Origin of the sequence: Pseudomonas sp. D3 (assembly GCF_029320995.1) — a bacterium.
In the GTDB taxonomy this organism is placed as follows: Bacteria; Pseudomonadota; Gammaproteobacteria; order Pseudomonadales; family Pseudomonadaceae; genus Aquipseudomonas; species Aquipseudomonas paraveronii.
The window spans coordinates 5668774-5685870 of the sequence record NZ_CP119772.1; the positions used below are offsets into that span (position 1 = coordinate 5668774).

Annotated in this window: 14 protein-coding genes, 1 other RNA gene and 1 pseudogene; 13 read left to right on the top strand and 3 right to left on the bottom strand. The window is 58.2% G+C overall.

The window, feature by feature from the left end; genetic code table 11:
• Positions 1-26: 26 nt before the first annotated feature.
• The 7 genes from P3S72_RS26210 (at position 27) to P3S72_RS26240 (ending at position 8140) form a co-directional block, all read left to right on the top strand.
• A complete protein-coding gene (locus P3S72_RS26210; RefSeq protein WP_276194938.1) occupies positions 27-851 on the top strand; it encodes a (Fe-S)-binding protein in 825 nt (274 codons plus the stop codon).
• Entirely contained in the window at positions 848-2302 is a 1455-nt protein-coding gene (locus P3S72_RS26215) for a LutB/LldF family L-lactate oxidation iron-sulfur protein (RefSeq protein WP_276194939.1), read from the top strand. Before P3S72_RS26210 ends, P3S72_RS26215 begins: the two co-directional genes overlap by 4 nt.
• Positions 2302-2973 carry a lactate utilization protein gene (locus P3S72_RS26220; protein ID WP_276194940.1) on the top strand — a complete coding sequence of 224 codons (672 nt, stop codon included), beginning with the start codon at positions 2302-2304 and terminating at the stop codon, positions 2971-2973. The genes P3S72_RS26215 and P3S72_RS26220 overlap by 1 nt, the downstream gene beginning before the upstream one ends.
• Positions 2970-5780, top strand: a complete 2811-nt coding sequence (locus P3S72_RS26225) for an FAD-binding and (Fe-S)-binding domain-containing protein (RefSeq protein WP_247395662.1) — start codon at positions 2970-2972, stop codon at positions 5778-5780. The genes P3S72_RS26220 and P3S72_RS26225 overlap by 4 nt, the downstream gene beginning before the upstream one ends.
• Before the next feature lie 137 nt (positions 5781-5917).
• A complete protein-coding gene (locus P3S72_RS26230; protein ID WP_247395660.1) occupies positions 5918-6202 on the top strand; it encodes a hypothetical protein in 285 nt (94 codons plus the stop codon).
• A 102-nt stretch (positions 6203-6304) separates the two neighbouring features.
• Positions 6305-6698: a transfer-messenger RNA gene (gene ssrA, locus P3S72_RS26235) on the top strand.
• Positions 6699-6883: 185 nt separating this feature from the next.
• Positions 6884-8140, top strand: a complete 1257-nt coding sequence (locus P3S72_RS26240; protein ID WP_276194941.1) for an integrase domain-containing protein — start codon at positions 6884-6886, stop codon at positions 8138-8140.
• 122 nt (positions 8141-8262) lie between these two features.
• On the opposite strand, the gene P3S72_RS26245 is transcribed toward P3S72_RS26240, so the two are convergent.
• Together P3S72_RS26245 and P3S72_RS26250 are read right to left on the bottom strand one after the other, a co-directional pair.
• Entirely contained in the window at positions 8263-8598 is a 336-nt protein-coding gene (locus P3S72_RS26245; RefSeq protein WP_276194942.1) for a hypothetical protein, read from the bottom strand.
• A gap of 17 nt (positions 8599-8615) precedes the next feature.
• A pseudogene (locus P3S72_RS26250) lies at positions 8616-8989 on the bottom strand (transposase); the annotation flags it as partial.
• Positions 8990-9199: 210 nt separating this feature from the next.
• Between P3S72_RS26250 and P3S72_RS26255 the strand changes: the two are divergent.
• From P3S72_RS26255 to P3S72_RS26265, 3 genes are all read left to right on the top strand, one after another.
• Entirely contained in the window at positions 9200-9976 is a 777-nt protein-coding gene (locus P3S72_RS26255) for an AraC family transcriptional regulator (RefSeq protein WP_276194943.1), read from the top strand.
• A 102-nt stretch (positions 9977-10078) separates the two neighbouring features.
• Positions 10079-10984, top strand: coding sequence for an EamA family transporter (locus P3S72_RS26260; RefSeq protein WP_276194944.1), 906 nt, complete (start codon positions 10079-10081; stop codon positions 10982-10984).
• Positions 10985-11114: 130 nt separating this feature from the next.
• Positions 11115-12812: a cobalamin-dependent protein gene (locus P3S72_RS26265; RefSeq protein ID WP_276194945.1), complete on the top strand. Its 1698-nt coding sequence runs from the start codon at positions 11115-11117 to the stop codon at positions 12810-12812.
• A 187-nt stretch (positions 12813-12999) separates the two neighbouring features.
• Here P3S72_RS26265 and P3S72_RS26270 read toward each other — a convergent pair whose 3' ends face one another.
• Positions 13000-13335 (bottom strand): restriction endonuclease, encoded by a 336-nt coding sequence (locus P3S72_RS26270; protein ID WP_276194946.1) that lies wholly within the window; start codon positions 13333-13335, stop codon positions 13000-13002.
• 21 nt (positions 13336-13356) lie between these two features.
• Between P3S72_RS26270 and P3S72_RS26275 the strand changes: the two genes are divergently transcribed.
• The 3 genes from P3S72_RS26275 (at position 13357) to P3S72_RS26285 (ending at position 16993) form a co-directional block, all read left to right on the top strand.
• Positions 13357-14406 carry an NAD(P)-dependent oxidoreductase gene (locus P3S72_RS26275; protein WP_247395653.1) on the top strand — a complete coding sequence of 350 codons (1050 nt, stop codon included), beginning with the start codon at positions 13357-13359 and terminating at the stop codon, positions 14404-14406.
• A gap of 439 nt (positions 14407-14845) precedes the next feature.
• Positions 14846-15778, top strand: coding sequence for a chemotaxis protein CheV (locus P3S72_RS26280; protein ID WP_276194947.1), 933 nt, complete (start codon positions 14846-14848; stop codon positions 15776-15778).
• Positions 15779-15853: 75 nt separating this feature from the next.
• Positions 15854-16993, top strand: a complete 1140-nt coding sequence (locus tag P3S72_RS26285; RefSeq protein ID WP_276194948.1) for an HD-GYP domain-containing protein — start codon at positions 15854-15856, stop codon at positions 16991-16993.
• The last annotated feature ends 104 nt before the right edge of the window (positions 16994-17097 follow it).

Consider the following 17097-nt stretch of genomic DNA (forward strand, 5'->3'; position numbering starts at 1 on the left):
CCGGGACTACCCGGAGAACGCGCCTGATGAGCGAGCTTTTTTACAACGCCGTGCCGAATGCCACCCGTGTCGCGCCGCCCCTGGCCCAGCCACGTGAATACCCCCACGAAAAACCGCAGAAGGTCTACCTGTTCGGCACCTGCGTGGTGGACCTGTTCTATCCCGAAGCCGGCATGGACGCGATCCACCTGCTGGAGCGCGAAGGGATCTGCGTGGACTATCCCCAAGGGCAAAGCTGCTGCGGGCAACCAGCCTACACGTCGGGTTATACCGACCAGGCCCGACAAGTGGCGCGCGCACAACTGGCGCTGTTCGCAGGCGACTACCCGGTGGTGGTGCCGTCCGGTTCCTGTGCCGGCATGTTACGCGAGCACTACGCCGACCTTTTCAAGGACGAACCCGACACCCTCAAACAAGTGCAGGCCCTCGCGGCCCGTACTTACGAGTTGGCAGAGTTCCTATTGTTCGTGTGCAAGGTGCAACTCAACGACAGCGGGACGCCGGTCAAAGTCGCCCTGCACACTTCGTGTTCTGCACGCAGGGAAATGAACACCCACCTCCACGGCCGCGAATTGCTGGCCCAACTGCGTAATGTCGAACGCGTCGACCACAGCCACGAAAGCGAATGCTGTGGCTTTGGTGGGACGTTCAGCGTGCGCATGCCAGACATTTCCGGCGCAATGGTGGCCGACAAGACCCGAGCCTTGCAGGAATCCGGCGCCCATCAAGTGCTGAGCGCTGATTGCGGCTGCCTGATGAACATCAATGGCGCCCTGGAGAAACAGCAAGCCGCCTTACGCGGCCAACACCTGGCCAGCTTTCTCTGGCAACGCACCGGGGGTGAGCGATGAACGCCGCTGCGCTGATTCCGACCGTCGATGTGTCGGAAGACTTCCGCACCCGCGCCCACCAGGCGCTGGGCGACACGCAACTGCGAAACAACTTTCGCAACGCGATGGATTCCCTGATGAGCAAACGGGCGGCGTCTTTCAGCGACGCCCACGAACGCGAACACCTGCGCGCCCTCGGTAACGCGGTGCGCGCCCGAGCCCTGTCGAAGCTGCCCGACCTGCTCGAACAACTGGAAGCCAACCTGACCCGTAACGGCGTGACCGTGCATTGGGCCGAAACGGTTGAAGAGGCCAATGCGATCGTCTTGTCGATCATCCGCCGGCGTGCAGCCACGCAGGTGATCAAAGGCAAATCCATGGTCAGCGAAGAGATGGAGATGAACCACGTACTTGCCACCCAAGGCATCGAATGCCTTGAGTCGGACATGGGAGAGTTTATTGTTCAACTCGACCACGAGAAGCCATCCCACATCATCATGCCGGCGATCCACAAGAACGCCAGCCAGGTCGCGTCGCTGTTCCACGAAAAACTCGGCGTGGAGTACACCAAGGATGTCGACCAGTTGATTCAGATTGGTCGCCGTGTGCTGCGGGAAAAGTTCTTCGAAGCAGATATCGGCGTCTCCGGCGTCAACTTCGCCGTGGCCGAAACCGGCACGCTGCTGCTGGTGGAAAACGAAGGTAACGGGCGTATGTCGACCACGGTGCCACCGGTGCATATCGCCGTGACCGGCATCGAGAAGGTCGTGGAAAACCTGCGTGACGTAGTGCCGTTGCTGTCGCTGCTGACCCGCTCCGCGCTCGGTCAGCCGATCACCACCTACGTCAATATGATCTCCGGCCCGCGCAAGCCCGATGAGCTCGACGGCCCAGAAGAAGTCCACCTGGTGTTGCTGGACAATGGGCGCAGCCAGGCGTTTGCCGACAGTGAACTGCGCCAGACGCTCAACTGCATTCGCTGTGGCGCCTGTATGAATCATTGCCCGGTGTATACCCGAATCGGCGGCCATGCCTACGGAGAGGTGTACCCCGGCCCGATCGGAAAAATCATCACGCCGCATATGGTCGGCCTGGCGAAAGTGCCGGACCACCCCAGTGCGTCTTCGTTGTGCGGTGCCTGTGGAGAAGTGTGCCCGGTAAAAATCCCGATCCCGGCCTTGCTGCGCCGTCTGCGGGAAGAGAACGTAAAAGCGCCGGATAGCCCACACCCCGTGATGCGAGGTCAAGGCAGCAAGTATTCGCGCCAGGAGCGGTTTGTCTGGAACGCCTGGGCCAAGCTCCACAGCTCACCGACGCTATACCGCGTGTTCACATTCGCCGCCACGCGCCTGCGCGCCCTCGTACCGAGCAATGTCGGGCCATGGACGCAAAACCATAGCGCGCCTAAACCCGCCGCCCGTTCGCTGCATGACCTGGCACGCGAGCATTTGGCCAAACAGGGAGCGCGTTGATGAGCGCCAAGCAAAATATCCTCGGCAAATTGCGCCACAGCCTGACGGGCACAACACCGGTGCCCGACAACTTCGATGAGACTCTGGTCACACAGATCTACACCTATCCGCCAGAGCAGCGCATCGCACAATTGCGCAAGCTGATGGAAGCGGTGCATACCGAGATCCACCTGACCCGCAGCGCCGAATGGCCGGCCTTGCTCGCGCAACTGCTGCAAAAGCGCGAACTGCCCAGCCTGCTCATCGCGCCGACAACCGAGCACGGTCGGCGCATCACCGAACACTGGTCGAACAACCCGCAATTGCCACGGCTCAAAGCCTATGACCGCCCAGTGGAAGAATGGAAAGCCGAGCTGTTTAATGACACACCGGCCAGCCTGACCACCACCCTCGGCGCCATCGCCGCCACCGGTAGCCTGATTCTGTGGCCCTCGCGGGAAGAACCGCGCCTGATGAGCCTGGTGCCACCGGTACATTTTGCACTGCTCAAGGCCAGTGAGATTTACGACAACTTTTATCAGGTCCAGCAGCAATTCGCCTGGGCCCAAGGCATGCCCACCAATGCCCTGCTGGTGTCCGGCCCGTCGAAGACGGCTGACATCGAACAAGTTCTGGCTTATGGCGCCCACGGTCCGAAGGACCTGGTGGTGCTGATCCTGGAGGACCAATGAGTCTGCCTGCCGCTTTCCTTGCTGACGTCACATTGCTGATCCCGAAAAGTCGTCGCTTCGACGACCCACTTTCCACCTTGGCATTTGGCACAGACGCCAGTTTTTACCGACTGATCCCACAGTTGGTGATCCGCGTCGAGTCGGAAGACGAAGTCGTGGCGCTGCTGCAACTGGCCCAGCGCGATCATGTTCCGGTGACCTTCCGCGCAGCGGGCACCAGCTTGTCCGGGCAGGCCATCAGCGATTCAGTGCTGATCGTACTGGGGGACAACTGGAACGGCCGCGAAATTCGCGGGCAAGGCACGCAGATCCGCCTGCAACCCGGCGTGATCGGCGCCCAGGCCAACGCCTGGCTGGCCCCCTTCGGGCGCAAGATCGGGCCGGATCCGGCGTCGATCAACGCCTGCAAAATCGGCGGCATCGTCGCCAACAATGCCAGCGGCATGTGCTGCGGTACGGCGCAAAACACCTACCACACCCTCGCTGGGATTCGCCTGGTACTGGCCGACGGCAGCCGCCTGGACACCGAAGATGCCGCCAGCGTCGCGGCATTTCGTCAGCAGCACAGCACGCTGCTTGAGCGCTTGGCCACACTCGGCCAAGAGACGCGGGCAAACGCTGAACTGGCCGCCAAAATCCGCCACAAATACCGCCTGAAAAATACCACCGGCCTGTCACTCAACGCCCTGGTGGATTTCGATGAGCCGCTGGATATTCTCAGCCACCTGCTGGTGGGCTCCGAAGGCACCCTGGGTTTTATCAGTGCCGTGACCTACGACACCGTCATCGACCACCCGAACAAAGCCTCGGCGCTGATCGTATTCCCCGATGTCGAGACCTGCTGCAATGCGGTAACCGTCCTGAAAACCCAACCGGTCTCAGCCGTTGAGCTGCTCGACCGACGCAGCATGCGTTCGGTGCAGGACAAGCCCGGCATGCCGGCCTTCGTACAACATCTATCGGAAAATGCCTGCGCGCTGCTGATCGAATCCCGCGCCGCATCGCCCTCTTTGCTCCACGAGCAACTGGCGCTGATCATGGCGTCCCTGGCGGCGTTTCCGGTGGAAAAACAGGTCGACTTCACCGAAGACCCCGTGGAAAACGCCCGCCTGTGGGCGATCCGCAAAGATACCTTCCCCGCCGTCGGCGCCGTGCGCAAAACCGGCACCACGGTGATCATCGAAGACGTAACCTTCCCGGTCGAACAACTGGCCATCGGCGTTAACCGCTTGATCGAGCTGTTCGACAAACATCACTACGACGAAGCCATCCTTTTCGGACACGCCCTGGAAGGCAATCTGCACTTTGTGTTCACCCAAGGCTTCAACAGCAGCGAAGAAGTCGCACGCTACCAAGCGTTCATGGACGACGTCGCGCAACTGGTGGCGGTGGAGTTTGGCGGCTCGCTGAAAGCCGAACATGGCACCGGCCGCAACATGGCGCCGTTCGTCGAGCTGGAATGGGGCAGCGACGCCTACCAACTGATGTGGCAACTCAAACGCCTGCTCGACCCCAACGGTATTCTCAACCCGGACGTGGTGCTCAGCGAAGACCCGCAGATCCACCTTAAACACCTCAAGCCGCTGCCCGCCGCCGACGAGCTTGTGGATAAGTGCATCGAGTGCGGGTTCTGCGAGCCGGTGTGCCCGTCGAAAGGCCTGACCTTGAGCCCGCGCCAGCGCATCGTGATCTGGCGCGATATCCAGGCGAAAAAACGCGCCGGCATCGACACGACTGAACTGGAAACGGCCTACCGCTACCAGGGCATCGACACCTGCGCCGCCACCGGGCTATGTGCCCAGCGCTGCCCTGTGGGAATTAACACCGGCGACCTGGTGAAAAAACTCCGGGCCCGCGACGCCGACCATACGAAAACCGCCGAATGGCTTGCCACCCACTTCGCCACTGCGCTGCAAGGCGCACGCTTTACCCTGCACGTCGCCAACGGTGCACGCATGCTGTTGGGCGCGCCGCGCCTGGCTAAGTTGTCGGCCACAGTGACCAAGCTGTCCAAGGGACAAATCCCACAATGGACCAACGCTATGCCGCAGCCGGAAAAAGCCATTCGCTTCAGCCCGGCGGTGACCGATGAGCGACCACGCGTGGTCTACCTCGCGGCGTGCGTCTCACGCGCCATGGGGCCGGCGGCTGGCGATAAAGAGCAGATGTCGCTGTACGACAAAACCCGTGGCCTGCTGGAAAAAGCCGGCTACCAAGTCGTCTTCCCCGACAACCAGGACAACCTGTGCTGCGGCCAGCCCTTTGCCTCCAAGGGCTACGCCGAACAGGCCGAACACAAGCGCCAGGAACTGATCGGCGCCTTGCTCCACGCCAGCCGTGGCGGCCTCGACCCGATCTACTGCGACACCAGCCCCTGCACCCTGCGCCTGGTGCAAGACCTGGGCGAAACACGCCTGGACCTCTACGACCCGGTTCGGTTTATCCGCACGCACCTGATGGACCGCCTCGACTTCACGCCGCAGGAGGCACCGATCGCCGTACACGTCACCTGCAGCACCCAGCACCTTGGGGAAAGCCAGGCATTGATCGACCTGGCCCGCCGCTGCTCCAAAAACGTGGTGATTCCGGAAGGCATTCATTGCTGCGGCTTTGCCGGCGACAAAGGCTTTACCACACCGGAGCTCAACGCCCACTCCCTGCGCTCGCTCAAGGACGCCGTGCAATATTGCAGCGAAGGCATCTCCACCAGCCGCACCTGCGAGATCGGCCTGAGCCAGCATGGCGGCATCGATTACCACGGGTTGGTGTACCTCGTGGACCGCGTGACGCAGCCGAGGGCACATTAAAACCCGCAAAAAACAGAACCCCTGCGCACCGGCGCAGTCATCTGCATAGGCCTCGGCGATCGAGGCTCATCAGTGATGTCGCTGGCAGCACGTGAACGCCAGCAGCGTCGAGCCCTTTTTCGCAAGGAGATACCCCTATGAAGCATTCCGCTCTTGCTGGCTTGTTCGTTACCGCCGCGATGCTGGCGTCACCGGTGTTTGCAGCCGGAAAAACCGACCAGCTGTGTCAGATTAATCTCGACAAAATCAACAACGGCAAAGCGCTGCTCGCCACCGACACCAGTGGCAAACGCGGCGAAATCGATACCGCCGTGTCTCAAGCGCAGGCCGCCCACGCGGCAGGCGATGACAAGAAGTGCATAGAGATCACGTCCAAAGCCCTGCAAGACCTACAGAACGGTGACAAAGGCGGCAATCAGTAACGTCCCGACGTTCAAGGCCAACCTTCGGGTTGGCCTTCTGTGACCGTTTGACGTACACTGCATAGGCTTGTCACTCACTAAGAAACAACGAGTTACAAGCACGGGGCCGTTTAGGATTCGACGCCGGTCGCGAAACTTTAGGTGCATGCCGAGTTGGTAACAGAACTCGTAAATCCACTGTTGCAACTTTCTATAGTTGCCAATGACGAAACCTACGGGGAATACGCTCTCGCTGCGTAAGCAGCCTTAGCCCTTCCCTCCTGGTACCTTCGGGTCCAGCAATCATCAGGGGATGTCTGTAAACCCAAAATGATTGTCATATAGAACAGAATCGCCGTGCAGTACGTTGTGGACGAAGCGGCTAAAACTTACACAACTCGCCCAAAGCACCCTGCCCGTCGGGTCGCTGAGGGTTAACTTAATAGACACGGCTACGCATGTAGTACCGACAGCGGAGTACTGGCGGACGGGGGTTCAAATCCCCCCGGCTCCACCACTTCATCATCTAAAGACGTCCACGGACGTCTTTTTTTGTGCCTGAAATCCACTAAATACAAGGGCTTCAGCGCTTTTTAGGGCTTTGGAGGATTTCTGAATTCCAGGCGCTTTGGTATCCCAGGTGGTATCCCGGACTATCAAATACTATTTTCAGGATACCAAAACGGTGCTGGAGGTAGCCCCATGCCTACTAACGCACCCCGCCTCTCCGATCGCCAACTGAAAGCAGTGAAGGCAACTGGCAAAGATTTCGTCCTCAGCGACGGCGATGGCGTACAGCTTCGAGTCCGCGCGAGCGGCTCAATGATGGGGAATTTCAATTACCGCGAGCCCCTGACCAGAAGCCGTATCAATATGGCGCTTGGTCCATACCCCGACCTCTCGCTAGCCAACGCCCGAAAGAAAGCCGCAGAGGCGCTTGCGCTGCTCGCTATGGGCATTGATCCTAAAACCCAGCGTGATGAGGTAAGGCAAGCCAAACTTGCTGAGACTGAACACACTTTCGAGAAGGTGGCCACCGCCTGGTTCGAGCTGAAGAAAGACTCCGTAACCAAAGCCTACGCCGAAGACATTTGGAGATCGCTGACGCTCCATGTGTTCCCAAGCATGAAAACAACGCCGCTCTCTCAAATCACTGCTCTGATGGTTATCAAGATCCTTCGCCCAATCGAGGCCAAAGGGAGCGTCGAAACCGTGAAACGATTGAGTCAACGACTCAACGAGATCATGACCTATGGGGTCAACTCCGGGCTGATATTTGCGAACCCCCGCAATGGAATTCGGGCGGTGTTCAAGAAACCCAAGAAAGAAAACATGGCTGCGCTACCACCTGAGGAGCTTCCCGAGCTCATGATGGAAATCGCGAATGCCAGCATCAAACGCACGACCCGCTGCCTGATCGAATGGCAGTTGCATACGATGACCCGCCCTGCCGAAGCAGCCACCACACGATGGGCAGATATCGACTTCGACAAGCGCATTTGGACCATTCCGCCAGAGCGCATGAAAAAGCGTCGACCGCACACAATCCCCCTGACCGATCAGGCACTTTCGTTACTGGAGACGCTCAAGCAACTCAGTGGTAACAGAGAGTACGTGTTCCCTTCAGATAGAAATCCCCGCACCCATGCCAATAGCCAGAGCGCCAACATGGCGTTGAAGCGCATGGGCTTTCAGGACCGTTTAGTCAGCCACGGCTTGCGCTCGATGGCGAGCACCATCCTGAATGAGCATGGCTGGGATCCGGAACTGATCGAGGTCTCGCTGACGCATGTCGACAAGGACGAAGTTCGTAGCGCCTACAACAGGGCGTATTACATCGAACGCCGGCGCCCGATGATGGCCTGGTGGAGTGAGCATATCCAGCGAGCAGCTACTGGAAGCCTGTCGGCATCTGCCATCAATCAAACTAGGGACCGCAATGTCGTCCCGATATGCTAAGGGATTACTGGATGTCGATAGACTTGGCGACTGTCGCCAAGTCATCTGCTTGCCTGCGCTACTCATGCCAAGCCTCTGCACAGGGGCTGGTTCCATCCGAGCGCGAACTCCTGCGGCAATCATCAGGACGATGGCAGGGGCAATAACCACGCGGGCCGATAGCATCGCCCCTCAAACCCGGCCACATTCAGTGCTCCTCCGCCGATAATCACACACAACCCGATCGCGCTATTCAGTACAGCTGTATGGATTGCCGTGGCCGGTATCGTGTGATCACCGGCAATCCTCAAGAGCCAGGTCTGCAGGCCAGTAAACAAAGCGAAAATGGCGACACCCCAGATCACCAGCAAGATACCCAACGGCGCGATACCCAGAAGAGGACCGTAAATGCCCAAGGTCACCAAGGCCAATGCCAATGCCAATGCCAATGCCAATGCCAATGCCAATGCCAATGCCATCAAGGGTCGCCCAGCTAGCCATTGATCACAGCAAGGATTCCGGCAGTTAGTTCGTGCTTCACCAGCAAAAGACGGTAGTTAAGGGTGGCGGTTTCGTCCGGGATACGCTCCAGACTCACCCCCGCGATCTGGCGCAGGACGGTCGTTTCTTACAGTGCCTCTTCCATCGCCGGATCGCTGTAACCGGACCAATTTTGCATCATGTGTACGTGCAGCACCGCCATAAACGCTAAGGCCGGACGACCACCTTTGCCTTTTGGATAGTGCGGTTCGATCAGCACGATCAAGCTCTTCCAGGGCAGCACTTGATCATCTCGGTCAGGAACAATTCTTTGCGGGTCTGCTTGCGCTTGCCGACGTACTCGATGTCGACGAAAGTCATCTGCGTCATCACCGAAAGACTCGGCGATTAGTGTTCAGTGACTTCGCCAAATCAAGAAGTCTTTTTCAGAGTTTCCTTAGGTTCTTCAGCGATGTTGATCGCCAATCGCGAATTTGAATTCAATGATAAGTAACCGGCGGCAATCACCGCAGGCAACGGACTGGTCCTCGTGCGTATCGGTGACGTAGGATAAATGCCTCGACACAAGGAGAGTCACGGATGAGCGCTACCGACCCCCAATCGTTTTCCCTGGCGTTGCGCTCTTATTCAGGTGAGGTTGAGCTGCACGAACATGACTTTCATCAAATAGTCCTTTCTCAGTCCGGCTCAATGGAAATTGAGGTCGACGGACGAGGTGGCAAAGTCGACGCGAGCCAAGGCGTCGTGATTTGCGCGGGTTCCCGGCATACGTTTCTGGCCAACACCCATAACAATTTTCTGGTGTTGGATGTATCGACCGACCGTGGCGAAGCGCATAAAAGCACTTCTGCGTCACTTGACCCCCTCAACGACAAACGCTTTTTTGCGGTCAGGCCCGATATACGGCATTTGCTCGATTACGCCAGCAGCAACGGGCCACAGTTGGTCGGCTCGCTCGCGATGGCCGAGTCCTGGAGTCGGTTGCTGTTGTGTTCTTTATTGCAGCCCGAGGTTGCGCGCAGCGACCCTGGCCAGTTCATTCTCGCTCGCGCGCTGGCCTACATCGAGCAGCATCTGGCCACCGCCCTGACGGTGCATGATATTGCGCGTTATGCGGGCACCAGCGAGCGGCGCTTGTATGCCCTATTCGGGCAGCACCTGAACACAACCCCGTTCTCGCATATCGCGAACTTGCGCCTGAATCTGGCCATTGATCTGCTGCGCCAAACGTCCTTGTCGATCATTGATATTGCGCATCGCACCGGTTACGCCGACCAGAGTGCGTTAACCCATGCCCTGAAGAAAGCCCGCCACCTGACACCGGCCGTTGTGCGTAAACAAGTGCCAGACCACTGAAAAATAGCAGTCCCGAACAATTCTTTGGCGGGACTGATCAATACTCGCTCTCTCGACCTTTCTATTGTTCCCGCTTGAGGATAATCCGCAGACGGGGCTTGCATGAGCACTTCCAACCCATCCATCACCCTTGCCAAGGGCGCCGCCAGTGCGACGCTGATCGGGGTGATTGCCGTGTTTTTGTGGGCGTGCCTGGCGCTTCTGACCACCTTGACCGCCGGGATCCCGGCCTTTCAGTTGCTGGCTTCGAGCTTCGCGGTCGCGTTCGTGGCCAGCCTGTGCATGCTGGGGATGCGTGGCGCTGCCGGGTTCAGCAGCTGGCGCCAGCCCTGGCCTGTATGGGCAACGGGGTTTGCCGGCATCTTCGTCTATCACGCGTTGTATTTCTTCGCCCTGAAGGCCGCGCCTGCGGCTGAAGCCAGCCTGATTGCCTACCTGTGGCCACTGCTGATCGTTCTGCTGTCGAGCTTTGCCACCGGCGAGTCGCTGCGCAAGCGCCAGTTGCTGGGCGCGTTGCTCGGCCTTGCGGGGACGGCCTTCATCATGCAACTGCGGGCCCAGAGTGACAGTGTGGCGATGCCGGTTATCGGTTACGCCGCAGCCTTTGCGTGTGCCTGGGTCTGGGCGATTTATTCGGTGTTCAACCGGCGTTTCAGCCATGTTCCGAGCAGCATCGTCGGGGGTATTTGCGGGCTGGTGGCAGTGGCCGGAGGGCTCTGCCACCTGGCGTTCGAAACCACGGTGCAGCCTGAACCGGGCCAGTGGGCGGCAATCATTGCCCTGGGGCTGGGCCCGGTAGGCCTGGCTTTTTTCGCCTGGGACCACGCGACCAAGCACGGAAATCTATCGATGCTGGGCGCCTTGTCTTACCTGGCGCCGCTGTTCTCCACGCTGCTGCTGATTGCCGTGGGGCAAAGCGATGCCAAGCCGATCCTGATGATTCCCGCCGTGTTGATCATTGCGGGGGCGGTCATCGCCACTTCACGCTCACGCACGACCTCACGGTGATTTCGACGGGTAAGGAGACAGGGAAATGAACTTGATAGCTTCGCAGGGAACCATCAGGATCGAGAGCGACGGGCCGAGTTTTTCGGTCGCACCTACGCGGCCCTTACTCAGTCATCTGGGAAAGCCATCGTTGCTGAACAGCCGAACCGGCATCCGCCGTCGCGCCAATGGTGAGGCGCCTCGTGTGCTGCTGTTTGTGCCGCCTTACACACGCCTGATCGAGCCCACGTCACACGACAGCGCATTCGCCCGCATCGGCATTGATACGTTCGAAGTGATGAAGCGTGCCGGTACGCCTATCGGCCTGTTGCGCATCGCCACGGTAGCCCGGCGTGCCGGTTATGACGTGCAGATTGTCGATTCGCCCTTTGCCGGTTGGTCCCAGGAGCACAGCCTGGTCAAGGTCGACCAAGGGCATCTGATCCGCTACGGCCTGACCGATACGCAGATACGCGAGATCATCGAAACCGCGCAGCCCGATATTGTCGGGATCCAGTGCAACTACACCGTGCAATGGGGCAATGCACGGGCGTTGGCCGAGCTGGTAAAAACCCTCGACCCCAATCTGGTGCTGGTCACTGGCGGCGCTCACTCCAGTGGTGACTGGAAGAATGCACTGCTGGATTCGGCCTTCGACTTCGCGCTGATCAACGAAGCTGACCGGGCCTTTACACTGCTGCTCGATGCCTTGACTCACGAAGGGACAGACATCAATGCCGTACCCGGGGTGGCGTACCGCGACAGCCGAGCGCAACTGATCCGGCCCACCCAGAAATCCAGCTACCTGAGCATCATCCCCAAGCGGCAGGACCTCGAGGAGAGGCTCGGAGTGATGCCCTTGCCGGACTTCAGCTTTCTGAACATGAACCATTACCTGCAGCCTTATCACTCCTCAGGTGCGCGAGTACGCAAGCATGGCGCGTGGGCGCAGATATTCTCCACGATTGGCTGCAACGTGAACTGTAACTTCTGCTACATCCCGAAAATCAACGGCCCCTGGCGCGCACTTGGCCTGGACTGGTTTGACCTGCACCTGGCCGATCTGGTGAAACAGGGGGTCACCGAAGTCCTGATCGAGGACGATCACCTGATGCACGACCCGTTGTATGCGATGGAGGTTGGCAAGCTCCTGAAAAAACATGACTTGCCCTGGGTCGAAGAAGGCGGGTTGAGCCTTTTCAACCTAATCCTGCTGCATTTGGGCGAAGGCTTCATAGACCAGATGGATGAGAAGGAGCGCAAGAACCCGCAATATCGCAATGTGATCGAGGCGGTGAAAGGCGGACTTACGGCAAGGGAGTTCATTCGGTCGATTGCCGAAAATGGCTGCTACAACATCTACCTCGCGGTGGAGAGCGCGAACGAAGACAGCCTGGTCAATTCCAACAAATCCAGACTTAACGCGATCCAGCACTCGACGTTTGAGCTCATAGAAATTTTTACCGAGCACAGCATTCAGGTCACCGGCGGGTTCATGCTGGGGTTCGTCAATCCCCCGGGGGGGCCTGGGCAAAAGCCGTTTGTAGAGAGCCTGGAACTGATCGACCGCACCATCGATTACGCGGTCAACCTCATGGGCGCCGGCATGGCGTATGCCAACCCGTTTATCGTCACGCCGATTCCCGGAACTTCGATGTGGGAATACCAGCAGCAGTACGTGGTGCGTCACTACGACAATGGTTGGTCCCATGAGAAAGCCACCATGGCGACCGACCAGTGGAGTGCCGAGGACATCGAAAAAGCACGCATGGAGTTGCTGGTTCGGGCCAACGGGGCTGATCGTGTCAGGGAGATGGTGCGTCGCGGCACTTGGCCCGTGGACGCTTGATTGCACCCTATGAAGCGGTATTTACCCGATTGCCCTCAAGTATTCATATTTTCACTAAAGCTAAGATCTGCGTGCAGCATCCGGATCCAGTTTTGCTTTAGAACAACGCTATACCCAGGTCGAGGACCGAGCGGTCCTCGTAGTGACCTCCAGATTTGAAACGAAGGAAAGTTTTGGACGTTGTGAGTCACTCCTCCGCGAAGTAATCACTGTCTAGCTGTTTAACCTCGTACACCTGCTTAACGCTCACGCCCAGGTTGTTCTCCACCATCAGTCGCGCCAGCTCAACACCGTCGATCAGCACCACTTTGATATCCAGCCCCAGCGCTGCGGTAAGGGCATCATCGGAGAACTCCGAGGTGGTGATAAACACGCCCTTGCGCGCACGCTGGCGAGTCAAAGCACCGATGAATTTGTCGATCTCCGGACGATGCACTGTGTTGGTCCAGCGCTTGGCCTGGAGATAGATCACGTCCAGGCCAAGCCTGTCCTCTTTGATGAGGCCGTCGAGGGGCTCAGGCACTCTTCCAAAAGGACCACGCGCATGGCATTCACCACCCTGATACTGGACGCCCCTGGCCCGCCGCTGCTATGTGAGGAAGTCGACCGATTCCTTGAACTCGGGCTGGCCGTCACCCTGAACCTTCACTACTTCACCGATAAGGACAGCATCAGGAACCACTACGGCGAGCGCATTCAATATGCCCAGATCAATTGCCACGACAAGCCCGCCTTCATCGCTGCGCTGACCCAGGCCGGAGGCTACAGCGTGTTCAAGACGCGCTTGAACATCCCCCTCGATGGCGAACTGATCAACGCCGCCGCCTGCCTGGCAACACCGCTGCGCGCCATCGCCCAGGCAGGCGTAGGGCTTAACCACATCGACCGGCAAGCAGCCGGGCACGCTGGCGTGACGATACTGAACACACCAGGCGCCAACGCCCCAGCCGTCGCGGAATACGTGGTGGCCCAAGCGTTGTTTTTATCCAGGGACCTCGGCCACTACAACGCCGAAACCCACAAAGGTCATTGGTCCAAGGGCAGCCTGCCTCCCGTCCAGGAGTTCTCCGAGTTGACGCTGGGGCTGGTGGGCACTGGCGACATCGCGCAACAGGTCGCTCGCAAGGCTCGAGCACTCGGCATCAAGGTCATCGCTACCGGTTCGGAACGGTTTACAGGTCAGGTCGCACAAGACCTTGGGCTTGATCGAAGACCAACCCTCACGCAGTTGCTCGGCGAAGCCGACGTCGTCTCGATCCATACACCGCTCACGCCGCTCACGCGAGGCCTGTTCGACACGACGGCGTTCAGCCAGATGCGCCAGGGCTCGATCCTGATCAATACCGCTCGCGGTGGCATCGTCGACGAGGACCAGTTGGCAGCTTTCATGACGCGTTTTCCCGGGCATATCAAAGCGGTCGCCATCGATACCTTTGCCCAGGAAAAGGACCGCTTCAACTCACCGCTGGCAGGCATTCCCAATGCGCAACTGACGCCGCATATCGCGGGCAATAGCGCAACGGCGATCAGGACGGCTTCACGCCAAATCGTCGACAAGATCTACGCGTTCGGCATCGCGGCGAAATCACGCTAATCCCAGAGGACACAAGGAAGACCTCAGCGATGCCATGGGCCGCCCGAACATTGTGTGTCAGTGCGCCGACATGAGGCACTGGAGCGCTCGTTCAACTTGACGGGCAAAGCCTGGACATTGCGCGACAGCCCTATCGGCGTGGAGGGAGGCTCGGCCGGAGATTAGACTGTTTAGCCTCCCCTGCTCCTCGAACGACATGAATTGCCGGACTTCGCAGGCAGTCTAAAAGACATCGATCTAAATAATTCTCAACAATAAGAAATAGCAAGTTAGCCAACTAACTATTTAAAGTATCCGTGCGGATAGACACTCATCTGCTCTCATATCGTTTTAACCATAAATCCGCCCAGTATATTTTTTCACATATATTTTACATTCCGTTGCATATGCTAATGTCATTACGACACTAACGCTGTTTAACCAGGCTCAGGGAGTGTGTATGACCGGTGTATTGGCATCTGTTAACAGCCGCACACAACTGGTTGGGCAGAATAGGCTCGAACTGTTGCTATTCCGTTTCAATAACCACCAACTGTACGGGATCAACGTATTTAAAGTTAGGGAAGTTATTCGCTGCCCGAAGCTATCTTCAATACCAAAGTCTAATAGCAATATTTGTGGCGTGGCCAATATCCGAGGTGTCTGCATCCCTATTCTTGACCTTGCCATGGCAACGGGACTGCCCGGCGTCGAAGATCAGGAAAGCGCTTTTATCATACTTACGGAGTACAACAATCGCGTTCAGGGCTTCCTCGTCTACGCAGTCGAGCACATCGTCAACTTGAACTGGGAAGACATTCATCCGCCGCCCAAGGGCAGTGGTGAAAACAATTACCTGACCGCAGTGACCCGCACGGACGATCGCCTGGTCGAGATCATCGATGTTGAAAAGGTCCTGACAGAAATATCGCCATCGTCCGAGGAAATATCCAGCGGCGTGATCGATCACGACGTCACCCAACAAGCCCGACACCTGCGTGTATTGACCGTGGACGACTCGATGGTCGCGCGCAAACAGGTGACCCGCTGCCTGGAAACCGTGGGCGTCGAGGTGGTGGCCTTGAACGATGGCCGGCAAGCACTTGACTACCTGCACGCCATGCTCGACGAAGGGCGCAAGCCCGATGAGGAGTTTCTGATGATGATCTCCGACATCGAGATGCCAGAGATGGACGGTTACACCTTGACCGCCGAGATCCGTAACGACCCGCGCATGGCCAACCTGCACATTGTGCTGCACACCTCGCTCTCGGGGGGCTTCAACCAGGCCATGGTCAAGAAAGTCGGCGCCGATGATTTCCTGGCCAAGTTCCGCCCCGATGACCTGGCCGGCCGTGTCATCTCACGTATCAAAGCCGTCAATCCGAACTGAAGTTCTATTACTACAAGACTCAAGCCAAGGAGGCTGTAAGGAAGCGAATAAGAAAAAATCAACAGAGGGCAGATCATGTCGAAATGTAGTGAGCTCTATCAGCTGGTGTCAGACAACGAAGCCAGGCCATTCTGGAAGGACTGCGCGCGTGACGCGCAAGCGGACATCCGGTGCGCCATGGGCTGTGGCGCGCAGCTGGCCGAGACGCCCAAATTATCAGACCCGGCCCCCGCGCCCGCAGCGGCTGCGATCGCCCCCACCGGAATGAACGACGAGTTGGTCGCCGCCCAGGAAATCTGCGCCCGCGCCAAGACCGCCGTGGTCGAGATGTTCAGCCATGCCCGCATGGGCCGCGCCCTGGAGCTGGAACATATCGGCGCGCTGATAGACGACATTTCCTCTTCGATCGCACGTCATCCCAACGCTTTTATCAGCCTGGCACGCCTGAAAAGCCTGGACGATTACACCTATATGCATTCGGTCGCCGTGTGCGCACTGATGATTGCCCTGGGCAACCAGCTGGACCTGCCTACTGCGTTGATTCGCCGGGTGGGAATGGCCGGCCTGCTGCATGACGTCGGTAAAATGGCCATACCGAGCGCCATCCTCAACAAGCCTGGACGCTTGAGCAGTGACGAATTTGAGCTGGTCCGCACCCACCCGCTGGAAGGCGAGAAAATCCTGCAGGCGACCTCGCAGCTGTGCGACATGGTCGTGGATGTCTGCCTGCACCACCATGAACGGGTCGACGGCAGCGGCTACCCCCATCAGTTGGTGGGCGACCAGATCAGTCTTTTTGCGCGAATGGCCGCCGTTTGCGATGTCTATGACGCAATCACCTCGGACCGATCCTACAACCGAGGCTGGGACCCCGCCGTCGCGATTCAGCAAATGTCGACATGGGACGGGCATTTCGATGATGAGGTGTTCCGTGCGTTTTTGAAGTCCGTGGGCATTTATCCAGTCGGGTCTATCGTTCAATTGAAAAGTGGCAGTATCGGCGTAGTGATCGAACAACATCCCGACTCATTATTGACGCCAAAAATAAAGTTATTCTTCTTGCCGGTGTTAAATATCTATATCACCCCAAGAATAGTCGACCTGAGTGATCCCGAACAAACCGATCGCATCATTGCGCGCGTGCCGGCACAGCGCTATGGCTTTAAAAATACCGAACGTTTATGGCTCGACGATGAGGCGTCAGAACAGAACTAAGCGACTACCCAGCTGTACCGCATTTATATGCTTAAGCAGCCCATGATCAAGCAGTAAGCCTTGTAAACAAAAAACTGGAATGCCGACATCCAATTATTTCGGCA